General features: G+C 66.0%; 15 protein-coding genes. 6 read left to right on the top strand and 9 right to left on the bottom strand.

What is annotated here, in order from left to right:
- Nucleotides 1-43: 43 nt before the first annotated feature.
- Nucleotides 44-685 carry a helix-turn-helix domain-containing protein gene (locus SLQ30_RS27970; RefSeq protein ID WP_319450112.1) on the top strand — a complete coding sequence of 214 codons (642 nt, stop codon included), beginning with the start codon at nucleotides 44-46 and terminating at the stop codon, nucleotides 683-685.
- A gap of 33 nt (nucleotides 686-718) precedes the next feature.
- On the opposite strand, the gene SLQ30_RS27965 is transcribed toward SLQ30_RS27970, so the two are convergent.
- The 6 genes from SLQ30_RS27965 to SLQ30_RS27940 form a co-directional block, all read right to left on the bottom strand.
- A complete protein-coding gene (locus tag SLQ30_RS27965; RefSeq protein ID WP_319450113.1) occupies nucleotides 719-1,180 on the bottom strand; it encodes a hypothetical protein in 462 nt (153 codons plus the stop codon).
- A 144-nt stretch (nucleotides 1,181-1,324) separates the two neighbouring features.
- Nucleotides 1,325-2,557, bottom strand: a complete 1,233-nt coding sequence (locus SLQ30_RS27960; protein ID WP_319450114.1) for an acyl-CoA dehydrogenase family protein — start codon at nucleotides 2,555-2,557, stop codon at nucleotides 1,325-1,327.
- Nucleotides 2,558-2,573: 16 nt separating this feature from the next.
- The gene (locus SLQ30_RS27955; RefSeq protein ID WP_319450115.1) at nucleotides 2,574-3,923 is read right to left on the bottom strand and encodes a glutamine synthetase family protein; all 1,350 of its coding nucleotides are present in this window, start codon (nucleotides 3,921-3,923) and stop codon (nucleotides 2,574-2,576) included.
- 146 nt (nucleotides 3,924-4,069) lie between these two features.
- Complete coding sequence (locus SLQ30_RS27950; protein ID WP_319450116.1) at nucleotides 4,070-4,765, bottom strand: YoaK family protein; 696 nt, start codon at nucleotides 4,763-4,765, stop codon at nucleotides 4,070-4,072.
- A 55-nt stretch (nucleotides 4,766-4,820) separates the two neighbouring features.
- Nucleotides 4,821-5,927: a glycosyltransferase gene (locus tag SLQ30_RS27945; RefSeq protein ID WP_319450117.1), complete on the bottom strand. Its 1,107-nt coding sequence runs from the start codon at nucleotides 5,925-5,927 to the stop codon at nucleotides 4,821-4,823.
- 95 nt (nucleotides 5,928-6,022) lie between these two features.
- Nucleotides 6,023-6,934, bottom strand: a complete 912-nt coding sequence (locus SLQ30_RS27940; protein WP_319450118.1) for a dienelactone hydrolase family protein — start codon at nucleotides 6,932-6,934, stop codon at nucleotides 6,023-6,025.
- Between the two features lie 67 nt (nucleotides 6,935-7,001).
- On the opposite strand from SLQ30_RS27940, the gene SLQ30_RS27935 reads away from it, so the two are divergent.
- From SLQ30_RS27935 to SLQ30_RS27925, 3 genes are all read left to right on the top strand, one after another.
- Complete coding sequence (locus SLQ30_RS27935; protein WP_319450119.1) at nucleotides 7,002-7,928, top strand: SDR family oxidoreductase; 927 nt, start codon at nucleotides 7,002-7,004, stop codon at nucleotides 7,926-7,928.
- 65 nt (nucleotides 7,929-7,993) lie between these two features.
- Complete coding sequence (locus SLQ30_RS27930; RefSeq protein WP_319450120.1) at nucleotides 7,994-9,781, top strand: N-acyl-D-amino-acid deacylase family protein; 1,788 nt, start codon at nucleotides 7,994-7,996, stop codon at nucleotides 9,779-9,781.
- Nucleotides 9,771-10,214 carry a nuclear transport factor 2 family protein gene (locus tag SLQ30_RS27925; RefSeq protein ID WP_319450121.1) on the top strand — a complete coding sequence of 148 codons (444 nt, stop codon included), beginning with the start codon at nucleotides 9,771-9,773 and terminating at the stop codon, nucleotides 10,212-10,214. The genes SLQ30_RS27930 and SLQ30_RS27925 overlap by 11 nt, the downstream gene beginning before the upstream one ends.
- Nucleotides 10,215-10,221: 7 nt before the next feature.
- Here the strand turns inward: SLQ30_RS27925 and SLQ30_RS27920 are convergent, their stop codons facing one another.
- Nucleotides 10,222-10,704, bottom strand: a complete 483-nt coding sequence (locus SLQ30_RS27920; RefSeq protein ID WP_319450122.1) for a carboxymuconolactone decarboxylase family protein — start codon at nucleotides 10,702-10,704, stop codon at nucleotides 10,222-10,224.
- A 51-nt stretch (nucleotides 10,705-10,755) separates the two neighbouring features.
- Entirely contained in the window at nucleotides 10,756-11,244 is a 489-nt protein-coding gene (bfr, locus tag SLQ30_RS27915) for a bacterioferritin (protein ID WP_319450123.1), read from the bottom strand.
- A 278-nt stretch (nucleotides 11,245-11,522) separates the two neighbouring features.
- On the opposite strand from bfr, the gene SLQ30_RS27910 reads away from it, so the two are divergent.
- Both SLQ30_RS27910 and SLQ30_RS27905 read left to right on the top strand, forming a co-directional pair.
- The gene (locus tag SLQ30_RS27910) at nucleotides 11,523-11,759 is read left to right on the top strand and encodes a hypothetical protein (protein ID WP_319450124.1); all 237 of its coding nucleotides are present in this window, start codon (nucleotides 11,523-11,525) and stop codon (nucleotides 11,757-11,759) included.
- A complete protein-coding gene (locus tag SLQ30_RS27905) occupies nucleotides 11,759-11,950 on the top strand; it encodes a bacterioferritin-associated ferredoxin (RefSeq protein ID WP_319450125.1) in 192 nt (63 codons plus the stop codon). The genes SLQ30_RS27910 and SLQ30_RS27905 overlap by 1 nt, the downstream gene beginning before the upstream one ends.
- Here SLQ30_RS27905 and dapA read toward each other — a convergent pair.
- Nucleotides 11,901-12,818 carry a 4-hydroxy-tetrahydrodipicolinate synthase gene (dapA, locus tag SLQ30_RS27900; RefSeq protein WP_319450126.1) on the bottom strand — a complete coding sequence of 306 codons (918 nt, stop codon included), beginning with the start codon at nucleotides 12,816-12,818 and terminating at the stop codon, nucleotides 11,901-11,903. The genes SLQ30_RS27905 and dapA overlap by 50 nt on opposite strands.
- Between the last annotated feature and the right edge of the window lie 44 nt (nucleotides 12,819-12,862).

The following is a 12,862-nucleotide window of genomic DNA, read 5'->3' as shown; positions in this document are numbered from 1 at the left end:
TAAGGTAACGTATAGTGTAATGAATACCTGAGAGGTTACCCAAATGGAACGTGCTGTCAAGCGGGACTATCACTCTGCGCTGCGCGCCTCCCAGGCCGACGACACCAGGCGCGCCATCGTGTCGGAAGCAATGCGACTCTTCGTCGCCCACGGGTACGGCGCAACCACCATCGATGCCGTGGCCAAGGCGGCAGGCGTCAGCCGCAAGACCGTCTTCACCGCTGTCGGCGGCAAGGTCGACCTGTTGAAGACGGCGCTGGACTGGGCGGTGACCGGTGACGACCGACGGGTGGCCCTGGTGGATCGGCCGCGGGTGCGTGCCGTCCTCGAACTGGCCGACCCGTCCGAGCTGCTCGATCAGTGGGCCCAGCTAATGGCTGAACTCGACCAACGCGTCGCGGGTGTCTTCCGCGCGCTCGAAGTCGCCGCGGAGACAGATGTCGATGCACGTCGATTGCTTGAGCAGTCCCAGCAACAGCGGCTCGACGGTGCGCGTGAGGTGGTCAAGCGTTTGGCCAAGCTCGGTGCGCTTACCCCTGCGATGTCGCGGGTGGAGGCTGCAGACGTGGTCTGGCTGGCGACTGACCCCGTGCTCTTCGATCGATTGGTCCGGATGCGCGGATGGTCGGTCAAACGATTCGGCGCCTGGTTGGGCCGGACGTTGACGACTCAGCTGGTGGCCTGACCTGCGCTGCCGAAGTGCGGGAAAGGTGCTCCCCTACTTGATGATTCGGTGCGGCGCGTCGCGTTCGACGCCGGCGGTTTCGGCGCGGCTCACTTCGTCGCGCTTGATCCTGTCATCGTTCTCGACGTCGTCACGCTTCGCGTCGCCCTTCAGTCGCGGGTCGATACCGTCCGCACGCTCCAACTCCGCGTCGAGGTGCTCACGCGACGACGCGGCCTCATGCCGATGACTGCTGGCTCTGTCCGTCAGTCGGGCGGCCTCGGCGGCCTTCGCCTCGGCCTCGGCCGCGGCCGCACGGGCCTTCGCGTCGGTCTCCGCGGCGATCGCCTCACGCTTCTCGACCCGAGTGCTTTGCTCCCGGACTTCGTCACGGATGCGGTCGGCCTCGGCGCTGTGCTTGCGGTCGCGGGCACTACGCGCGAACAGCGCAGCGACCAGGATCAGCAGCAGGACCACGACGACAGCGACGATGATCCAGACAACGGTGTTGGTCATGTCGGACTCCTTCGACCAGAGGCACGTCGCGTATTGACGTGCACGCTGATTGGGTGGATGCCCTGATTCGCACTGGGCCAAACCGACGCTCGTCGATCGGTCCGATGCCCTAGACCGCGCGGGAATTTTACAACGCGCGGGAATCTAAAAGTAGCCGTTGGCAGGCGGCCACACGCCGTTGACGGCGAAGTTGCCGGACGCGTGCGCCTTGTACGCCAACGGATTGTGACTGGCCACGGTTCGCGCGTTGCGCCAGTGTCGATCCAGATTCAGCGTGCGCGCCGTCGCGGAGGCGCCACCGGTGTCGAAGAGCCGCTGTGCGGCAGAGAGCGCGAGTCGCTCGGCGATCAACTGGGCCTTCGCAACCTCGATCGCGAGCTCTGCCAACGCCGCGCCGTCGTCGTGATGGCCGCCGTCGACCACGTCGTCGATGGCGTCTGCCGCGGACAGCACCAGCGCCTCGGCTGCCGACGCCTCGGCCGCGATCTCGCCGACGGCCTCGAGCACGAACGGGTCCTCCCTGGCGCTGTCGGCGAGCGAATGGGCAGCCGGACGAGCCTTTTCGTGAACGTAGTTCACTGCGTCGTCGAGCACGGCGCGGGCGATGCCTGCCGTCACGCCAGCAAGGTACAGCTGAAGGAACGTGGTGCTGTGGCCCAGGTGGTTGCCGTCCGAGACCGTCGTGACCTCGACCGGGTGCACGACGACATCGGTGAAGCGGGTGCTGCCGCTGGCGGTGAGCCGCTGGCCGAATCCGTCCCAGTCGTCGTAGAGTTCGACGCCCTCACGGGCGGTGGGCACGATCGCCTGGAGGTCTTGGCCCTCGGAGTCGACCGCTGACACGGCGATGTGGTCGGCAAACAGCGTTCCGGTCGAGTAGAACTTGAAACCGTTGAGCCGCAACACACCCGAGGCATCGGCCAGCAGCGTCGTGCCTGTGCTCGATGGGGACTTGCCCTTCGCGTCGGTGATCGCGTTGCCGAACACTGCGCCGGACTCGATGACGGGTAGCCAATGCTCACGTTCGGCTTCGGTGGCTCTGTTGCTGAGCAGTCGTTCGGAGAATCCGAAGTGGGCCCGCAGTGCCTGTGCGACGTTCGAACTGCCGCGCGCGAGTTGGACGACTGCCGTGATGACGTCGCGCACGCTCCCGCCGGGACCGCCGTAGCGGACGGGCACCCGGAGTCCGAGCACACCGGTGCGGCGTAGCCGATCGACCGCCGAATACTGAAGCACTCGATCTCGTTCAGCTTTGGCGTCGGCCTGCCGCAGTTCGTCCACCACCTCGGCGAGCCTGGCCAGGCGATCCTCCGGCGAACCTCCCAACGGTTCACCGGTGAAGGCCGGCTGCTGCGCAGGATCGAGATCTAGCGTCATGTCGGGTACCTAGTCCTCACGAGGTCGCCAGATAACGCCGACGCTCCCAATCACTGACCTGCTGGCTGTACTCGGTCCACTCGCTGCGCGCGATGGCCGCGAAGTCGTGAACCGAAGCGGCGCCGAGGATTTCGGCGATCGTATCGTCGCGCGTGGCGAGTTCGAGCGCCACGCCAAGCGATTCCGGCAGCGGAATTCCGCTGCTGTAGAGGTTGCCGCCCTCTGACAGCGGGGGCCGGCGGCCCGCCTCGAGTCCCGCGACCACTGCGGCCAAGGCAGAGGCCACCAACCAGTACGGGTTTGCGTCGGAGGCGCCGGTCCGCAACTCGATCCGGGTGGCCTCTGGCGTGGGCTCGATCAGTGACCGGATGGCCGCGCTCCGGTTGTCGCGGCTCCAGCTGACCGTGGCTGGGGCGAACGAGTCCGGGGTGAAACGCCGGTAGGCATTGACCGAGTGGGCGCCGAACAAGGTGATCGACGGCAGGTGTTCGAGTAGCCCGGCGATGGCCAACAGGGCCAGGTCGTTCTCGTTGCCGTCCTCGGAGCCGAAGGCGGGTTTTCCATCCCGCCACAGCGAAATATGAAGGTGTGCAGAGCTTCCCGAATGCTCGGAGAACGGCTTCGGCATAAAGCTCGCGATCTTGCCGTGCTTGCGCGCGACCTCTTTCGCCGCGTACTTGAGCCTGGCGCTGTCGTCGGCCGCCTCGAGTGCATCGGTGTAGACCAGGTTGGTTTCGACCTGCCCGGGTCCGTATTCGGTCTGGATGCCCTCCAATCTGACGAAGGGACTCAGGGTTTCGTAAAGGTCGGTGAGCACCGGGTCGAGCGCGTTGGCGTTCTCCAGCGAGTACGCGTGAATGTCGCTCTGGAACGGCGTTCCGTCGGGCTCGAGCAGGTAGAACTCCAATTCGACGCCGACCTTGGCTGTATAGCCAAGGGCTGCAAGGCGGTTGAGCACTCGCCTTAGCACCGCCCTCGGGTCGAGCAACGACGGGGTGCGGTCATGCCGAACGATGTCGGAGATGACGTGCCCGACGCCGGGCCGCCACGGCAGCCGCCGAAACGTCGACAGCTCGGGAACGGCGAAGACATCGGGATAACCGCCGTCCCAGTTGGTCAGGTGCAATGACTCGATCACCGTTGCGTCGGCGTTCCACCCCAACGCGGCTTCGCAGAACGCGAACCCCGCGCCCCTGGCCCTGTCGAGAAACTGGGCGGCGGGAATCCGTTTGCCCGCGGCATGACCGAACGGATCGCTCCAGGCCACCTCGAGTTCACGAAGCGAGCCGTCCTCGAGTCCGCGCAGAAGTTCATCCTGGGCGGCTGATGGCCTCCCGTTTACTGCGGTGCCGACCGTGTTGGTCATGCCCGCGCAGCAATGGTGACGGCCATGCAGAACCACCCTCCGTGTGCGCCGAATCTCGGCTAACCGGCACAGTAGGGCTGACGGGTTGGCCGCCACCACATCTGAAGTCAGCATGAGTTAAAGCGCGGTCCTGCCAGGTGGAGGCGCTATTTCACGCCCAACACCCGCTCGTCGACGATGAACAGGGCCAGTGTGATGGCCAGGATGCCTGCGGCCAGCCAGATCGCGTGCGCACCCCACTCCCGGCTGGCGAACGCACCGATGAGGGCGCCGCCCGTGAAACCGACGATCAACGTGCCGTAGATGCCGCAGGCCCGGCGCGAGGGCGCACGCTTCTCGACGAACCCGTCGTATCCGGTTTCGACGAACCGCATGAGGCTTCCCGTCGTGGCCACCGGGAGGTAGGCCAGGTCGCCGATGTTGCGGAACAGTGCCATCTGCATCGCCGCGAGAAAGGCGATGGGCACCGTCACGTAGTTGTGCGCGACGGTGACGGGTACGAAGCCGATGATCGCCAACGCGACCACCTGCACGGCCATGGTCCAGCGCAGCGGGTACGCGACGTGACGTTCGGCGCGCCCCGACTTGATGTGTGCGGCCAACGCCACGCCGACCAGGAAGGCGAGGATGGGCCAGACGTGCGCCAGGGCCGCCGTGATCCTCCGTTCCGACATGTCGATCGCTAGGAAGATGACATTGCCGGTCTGGACGTTCGCGAAGACCCCGCCACGGACGTAGTAGGTGTGCGCGTCCAGGAACCCGTTGGTGAGGGTCAGCAGCAGCGCGAACCACAACGTCCCAGTCCGGTCTGAATCGGTTGGCCCGACGGATTGCGCACTCACGATGCGTCGCCCCGGCCCATTGGAGCAATCTATCCGGCGGGCGTCGGCGCCGCGGTCATCCCGCGCCCAAGGCGTCGAGCATGCCTGCGGCCGAACGCGGCCACGGGAACTGCTCGGCCCTGCGGCGCGCGTCATGGCGCCGGAAGGGTTCTGGCCTGCTGATGATTCGCGTGACGGCCCGCGCGATGTCCACCGGATCGTTGTCGGCCGCTGCGCCACTGTCGGTGGTGAGCAGTTCGGCCAGCGCCGACGTCTTCGACACCACCGCCGGTGTGCCACATGCCAAGGCTTCGAGGGCGGCCAGTCCGAACGTTTCGTGCGGCCCTGGAGCCAGCGCGACGTCCGCGGACGCCAGGATCGAGGCGACGGTGTTTCGACACCCGATGAAGCCGGTGAACGTGACCGGTAGCTTGGCGGCCTGTCGTTCCAGACGGGCACGCAGCGGGCCCTCGCCGACCACGACAAGCCGTGCATCCAGCCCCGAATCACGAAGGGCAGCAACGGTATCGATGCTTCGATGCGCGTGCTTCTCGACCGAAAGGCGCCCGCAGTGGACAAGCAGGGTCTGCTCGCGGGCGGCCCACTGGCTTCGGATCAGCCCAGAACGTCGGCGCGGGTGAAACTGTTCGAGGTCCACGCCGAGTGGCACGGTGACGGCGTTGGTGGCGCGGATTCGGTCGAACTCCTCCCTGGCGAATGCGGTGGTGCAGACGACGGCGTCGAAATTGGCCGCGGTGCGCCGGTTGGCCGCATCCGCGACGACACGGGCCAGCGTGCGCGGAAGGAGTTGGCCCACCAGTCGATCGAGTCGCTCGTGCGAGATCATCACGGTGGCCACGGCGTGGCGGCGTCCCCACGGGCCCAGTGAGCGGAGGGTGAGCCGATCCGAGACCTCGAGTGCGTCCGGGCGAAGTTCCTCCAGAAGTGACCGGACGGGCCCGGGGAGTGCCGCTCGGTATCCGCCGGTGAATGGTATGCGTCTGGCGGGCAACGAGATTCGCACGACGCCCGACGGCATGTCATCGCGCTGCGCTTCCCGGCCAGGGACCACCAGATAGACCTCGTGGCCGGCTGCGCGGTACTCCGCGCCCAACCGATCCACCGCGGTGCGCAACCCTCCCGAGCGTGGGCCGTAGAAGTTCGCGACCTGCACAACCCGCATTCGTCGATCACAACGGGAGCGCATGTGCGGTGAAGAACGGTAGGTGAACGGTCAATTGAATGGGCGGTGAATACGTGACACCGCCGGTACCGGCGCTAGCCGAGGTACTTGGTGAACCAGTCCTGGACCTTCTGCCAGGCGTCGGCGGCGGCCTTCGGGTCGTAGCGGTCGCCGGTGTCGTTGAAGAACGCGTGATTGGCGCCCTGCTCGACGACGAGTTGGTTGACCAGTCCGGCCTTGTCGAGCGCGGCCTTGGCGGCGTCCTTGGTGCCAGTGACCCGCGCATCCTCGGAGCCGTAGAAGGCCAGCACGGCGGCGTCCTTGGATCCGCTGAAGTCCGCGCCGTCGGGCAGCGGCCCGTAGAACGGCACCGCAACTGCGAGTTCTGGTTCCCCGGAGGCCAACAGCTGCCAGACGAGGCCGCCGCCCATGCAGAATCCGACGGCGGCCACTTTCACACCGGGCGCGCGGCGTTGCAACTCCCCGACCGCCGACTTCATGTCAGCGACGAAGTCCTGCGGCGAGATCTTGCTCAGTGCGGCGGTGGCTTCCGCGGGATCCTTGAACGTCGCGGTGCCACCCTCGGCCGAGAGCAGGTCGACGGCGAGTGCGGAATATCCGATCCCCGCGAATCGGCCCGCGACCGAGCGCACCCAGTCGGTGAGGCCCTTGTTCTCATGGATGACCAGCACGGCACCCTTTGGTGCGCCGGCCGCCGCCCAGGCGCCTTGGAGATCACCCCTTGGGCCGGCCCAGGTCACCGGCGCTGTCGCGACTTCGTTCTCGATGCCGGGCGGCGGGGCCTTCTCTGTGGCGGGCGCACTCGACGTGACCGGGGTGTCCGCTGTCGGTTTCTGGGTGGTACTGCACGCGGCTATCAGGGTGGAGGCCGCGGTGGCTCCGACCCCGATCAGGGCCAGCCGGCGCAGCGCCTCCCGTCTGGAGAACAGGCCGTCGACGTGGTCGGTCGCGATCTCTTCGGCGATGTAGCGCTGCAGCGGAGTCACCCGGGCGAGTATGCCCGCATTTGCTGAACTCCAGTTGAAGATGGGCTGTGCAGCGAATACTGATGGGATGCCCCAACATCCCGGTCGACCACCCCTCGAGGGCCGTGTGGCCGTCGTCGCCGGGGCCACGCGCGGCGCGGGCCGTGGTATCGCAGCCGCGCTCGGAGAGGCGGGCGCGACGGTGGTGTGCACCGGACGCAGCAGCGTCACCGGCGCACTGCAATCCGACTACGACCGGCCGGAAACCATCGAACAGACCGCGCAACTGGTGACCGACCTCGGCGGGCACGGCGTCGCCGTTCCGACCGACCACCTCGACATCGCGCAGGTACGCAGGCTCGCCGACTTCGTCCGCCGCGAATACGGAGTCATCGACATCCTCGTCAACGACGTCTGGGGTGCCGAGATCCTGAAGGGTCCGCCCGCCAGCTGGAACCGGCCCATGTGGGAACACGATCTCGAGGATGGGCTGCGCATCCTGAGCCTCGGGGTCGATACCCACCTCGTCACCTCGCACTGCCTGCTCCCATTGTTGGCGTCGCGACCTGGGGGCCTGCTTGTCGAGGTGACGGACGGAACGGCCGAGTACAACGCATGCCACTACCGGATTTCGGTGTTCTACGACCTGGCCAAGATCTCGGTCAACCGGCTCGCCTTCAGCCAGGGTGAGGACCTGGCCGCGTTCGGTTGCACGGCGGTGGCCGTGACGCCGGGTTGGCTGCGGTCGGAGATGATGCTCGACAACTACCGGGTGACGGAAGCCGACTGGAGCTCGGCGATGAGTCTGGATCGCGGTGACGGCTACCCCATCGCTCCGCCTGGGTTCGCCGATTCGGAAACCCCGCGATTCCTCGGCCGCGGCGTCGCAGCCATCGCAGCTGACGTCGACCGGGCGCGCTGGAATCAGCGTTCGGTGAGCTCCGCCGAATTGGCCAGGGTCTACGGATTCACCGACACCGACGGTCGGCTGCCGGATGCCTGGACACCCGTGTAGACAATTTTCTGGATCTGTTCACTTTTTCATTGACACCGCTGACTCGAGGGCTGTTCTATGGCGGGGTGAGCTACGACACGATCATCCGCAACGGCCGTTGGTTCGATGGCACCGGCGGGACCTCCGCGGTCCGCAACATCGGCATCCGTGGCGGTCACGTCGTCGCCATCTCCCCCGACGAACTCGACGCCACCGCTTGCCCGCAGGTGATCGACGCGACCGACAAGTGGGTGATGCCGGGCATGCTCGACATCCACACTCACTACGACGTGGAGGTGCTGAACGGACCGGCGCTCGCCGAATCGCTGCGCCACGGGGTCACGTCGGTGATGCTGGGCTCCTGCTCACTGTCGACGATTCACGTCGACGGAACCGAGGCGGGCGATCTGTTCGGTCGCGTCGAGGCCATTCCGCGTGAGCACGTGATCGCAGCCGTCGACGGCCACAAGACCTGGTCGAGCTGCGACGAGTACGTCTCTGCGCTGGAATCGCTACCCCTCGGGCCGAACCTGTCGGCCTTCATCGGGCACTCCGACATGCGCACCGCGGTGATGGGCCTGGACCGGGCGACGCGAAGCAGCGAACGTCCCACCAGGGCCGAGCAGGCGTCGATGGAGCGCATGCTCGCCGACGCGCTCAAGGCTGGTTTCGTCGGGATGTCGTCGATGCAGCTGCTCTTCGACAAGATCGACGGTGACGTCTGCCGTTCGCGCACCCTGCCGTCGACCTATGCCAAGCCGCGTGAACTGCGCAGGTTGAAGTCGTTGCTCCGCAAGGCCGGTCGGGTGCTGCAATCCGGGCCCGACATCAAGAACCCGCTGAACCTTGGCTCGCAAGTGGCTCAGTCGCTCGGGGTGTTCCGCAACCCGCTCAAGACCAGCCTGCTGTCGGCGGCCGACGTGAAGTCGAATCCGTACGCGATTCTGATGATGGGGCCGCTGGCCCGCGTCGTCAACCGACTCGGTGGCAACTTCCGCTGGCAGCACCTGCCCGTGCCCTTCGAGGTATATGCCGACGGCATCGATCTGGTGGTCTTCGAAGAGTTCGGTTCGGGTGCCGCGGCGCTGCACCTGCGCGACGAAGTCGAGCGCAACGAGCTGATGCGCGACGAGGGCTACCGCCGCCAGTTCCGCAAGGACTACGAGCAGAAGTTGCGCGTCCGGGTCTGGCAGCGTGACTTCTACGACGCCGACATCGTCGAATGCCCTGATACCTCGGTCATCGGCAAGACTTTCGGCGCGGTGGGAGACGAACGTGGGCTCCACCCCGTCGACGCGTTCCTGGATCTGGTGCTGGAGCACGGCAAGTCGTTGCGGTGGCGGACGACGATCTCCAACCACCGGCCCGACGTGCTCAAGAAACTCGCTCGCGACCCCGGTGTCCAGATGGGCTTCTCCGATGCGGGCGCACACCTGCGGAACATGGCCTTCTACAACATGGGCCTACGGCTGCTGCGCCACGTCCGAGATGCCGCGGAGGCAGGCACCCCATTCATGACCGTCGAGCAGGCCGTGCATCGGCTGACCGGCGAACTCGCCGACTGGTACCGGCTCGACGCCGGGCACCTGCGCATCGGCGACAGAGCCGACGTCGTCGTCATCGATCCGGCGCTGCTGGACGAACGGTTGGACGAATACGCCGAGGAGGCCGTCGCGCAGTACGGCGGGTTGTCCCGGATGGTCAACCGCAACGACGCGACGGTGACGGCCGTTTTCGTCGGCGGTCGGGCGGTATTCCTCGACGGTGTTGCGACAGAACTAGTCGGACGTCAGCGCACCGGACGGTTCCTGCGGGCCGCGCACAAGGCGCCCGCGCTTCCTACTCAGAAGGGTGAATTGACAAGTGTCGGTTGAGGATACGGTCTACGGGCTATGGAAGGCGCTGTCGGCGCGCGATTGGGAAGAATTGAAGACCTTCCTTTCCGACGACTGCATCTACCTCGACGTGCCGGTGGGGCCGACGGCGGCCGCAAAGGGGCCGGAGAACATCGTCAAGCGCCTGAAGATCGGGATCGAGCCGCTGGCCTCCTACCAGAACTTCGACGGCCTGCTCGTCGACAACGGCCGGGACGCGATGTACGAGCACCATGAGGAATGGCATTGGACGACAGGCGAATCGGCCGTGCTCAAGTTCGTCAGCGTGCACCGCGTGGAAAACGGCAAGGTCACGCTGTGGAAGGACTACTGGGACATGGGCGCGCTGGCGAACTTCGCGCCACCCACCTGGCTGGAGGACTTCGCCACCGCGGACATGTCGTGGGTGTACGACGCCTCGGGTGAGATCTAGCCGGCTACTACAGGGTGATCTTGCAGCTCTGGCCGATGTCGAGGGTGCGCAGCATGCGACCCATGCCTACCCACATTGCGCAGGACAACGCCAGGTCCGTCAGTAGCTCGTCGTCGAACTGCAAACTGCAGCGGGCCCAGAAGTCCTCGTCGTCGCGCAGTGCGGTGTGGTCACTGGCGAAGCGCTCCGCGAATTCCGCGGCAACGCGCTCCTGCGGGCTGTACCCGGGCCAGGTGCGCCACTCGGCCGCGTGGTCGTACAGGTCCTCGTCGACGCCTGCCGCGATGCCATCGGAATCGCGGGTGTTCTGACACACCACGCATTCGTTGTCCAAGGCGATCACCATGCGGGCCAACTCGCGGGTACGCATCGGCAGCCGGTTCTTGGTGTAGACGGCGTTGGTGAAACCGGCCATCGCGATGCCGATGTCGGGAGACCGCTTCACCCAGGCAGCAGCGTCATCGTCGGCGAAGTCCCCAATTCTGCTCATGGGCGCATCGTACGCCCGGATGAGCAGAATTGGAACGCGTTCTAGTTTTGGTTACCCCTGGGATCCAGGCGGCCGCGACACGCATTGCGCGAGGTAGAGCTCTTCGCCCAGCTTGATCATCAGTTCGAGTTGGGTCTCGAGGTAGTCGACGTGCTTCTCCTCGTCGGCGACGATCATCTCGAACAGGTTGGCCGAAGTGCTGTCCTCCTTCTCGCGGCAGAAGACGATCGCCGGCTTCAGCCGGGTCAGCACTTCGTACTCGATCGCGAGGTCGGCCTCGAACTGCTCGCGCACCGTCTGGCCGACGCGCAGCGAGAAGAGCCGCTGATAATTCGGCAGCCCGTCCAGGATCAGAATTCGATCGGTTATTGCCTCGGCATGGCGCATTTCGTCGAACGATTCGGCCCGCGTGTGCTCGGCCAATTCGGTGAAGCCCCAATTGTCCTGCATCTTGGAATGCAGGAAATACTGATTAATGGCGGTGAGTTCACTCGTCAACTGCTCATTCAGCAGTTTCAGGACTTCGGGATCGCCTTGCATGATCGCTCCTATAAGACCGGGCGGGCTGGTCGTGTGTCGGTGCTCGTTCGTGGCTGTCGAACGCTCTCAATCTAGTCGACTGAGGGCTCCCCTGGGAGCAAATCTCGACCGGCGCGGGCGTGTCTGTAGCCGAATTTTCCCATGTCTTTGGTGAGGCGAACCTTAGCTGGACCTCGGGTTATGGACTGCCTGCCCTAAGTAAGGTTAGACTGCGCTAACACGTTGGCCGCGCGGCCCGGATCGTCGGGTTCAGCGCATTCGGATTTGGAGCGCAATTGATGGCTGATCATCGCCTGCATTCGCTCCTCGGTGCTGCCAATTACCGGGTCAACGAGGTCGCGGCGATGCAGTCGCCATTTGTCAGCAGCCAATTCGCACGGAGAACCGGCCGCGCATTCGAAACTATCGGCTTCGGCCGCGTGAATTCTTTTGTAGAAATGCTGCAGCCGACAAATTTCGAATTGTTCGACATTTCGGTGGTTGGTGGAGATTCGACCGAAGCGCGGATGCGCTGATGTTCGTCTGCCTGTGCACCGGCGTGACCAGCCAGGTCGTCTCCGACCTGGTCGCCGCGGGCGCCTCGACGTCGAGGCAGATCGCCGACGCGTGTGGGGCAGGCGCGGACTGCGGCCGCTGCCGTCGCACGGTGCGGGCGATCATCGAGGCCTCCGTCGTCGAGGGCTGCCCGAAGCACGCCGCTCGTTGACCGGCCAGCATTCGAGCGCATTCGCGGTGGCCGCGGCGCTGGATGCGAGCAGCGGTAGGCGGACGCAAGGGCTCGGAATCCGTCCGTGTGCGGCCAGCACCGCCTTGATCACGACGGGGTTCGGCTCGGCGAAGAGCGCGCGGGTGAGTGGCACCAGCAGGTTCTGCAGCCTGCGCGCATCGTCGGCCGGACCGGCACGCCATGATGCGACCAAATCGGCGTAGGCGCGCGTGGCGACGTTGGCGGAGGCTGCAATCGCCCCGCTGGCGCCGAGTGCCAGCAATGCCGCGGCGTGCAGGTCATCGCCCGCGAGCACCGACGTATCGCCCGACGAGGCGCTCATGAATTCGACTGTGACGTCGTCGATCCCGCCGACCGAATGCTTGAATCCGACGACGTTCGGTAGCTGCGCGAGCAGGCTCAGCGTGGCCGCGGTCAGTGGCCTGCCGGTGCGATAGGGGACGTGGTAGATCAGCACTGGCACCGGGCTTGCCGCCGCGACTTGGCGGAAGTGCTCGACGACACCTTCCTCGGACGGGCGCGAGTAGTAGGGCACGACGGCCAGCACTGCCGCGGCCCGTGGATCGACGTCGGCGAGTGCGTCGACCGACTGCGCGGTCGAGTTCGACCCGGTCCCGACGATCAACGGCGCCCCGCGGTCCGCGCACACCTCGGCGCACACGTCGACGACCGTGTGCCGTTCGCGGACCGACAGGGTCGCGGCTTCGGCAGTGGTGCCCAACGCCACCAGGCCCGTCGCCCCGTCGTCGAGCACGGTACGGGCGAGCGCCGCGAGCGCGTCGACGTCGAGTTCGCCGGCTGCGGTGAACGGTGTGACAAGGGGCACGAAGAGCCCCGACAGCAACATGTGCTCCACGATCCGGCAACGGAATCATCGCGTCCAGTTCGCAT

Origin of the sequence: Mycobacterium sp. RTGN4, from assembly GCF_033804635.1 — a bacterium.
In the GTDB taxonomy this organism is placed as follows: Bacteria; Actinomycetota; Actinomycetes; order Mycobacteriales; family Mycobacteriaceae; genus Mycobacterium.
The sequence above is the reverse complement of the archived record's forward strand: the minus strand, read 5'-3'. Positions and strand labels throughout refer to the sequence as shown.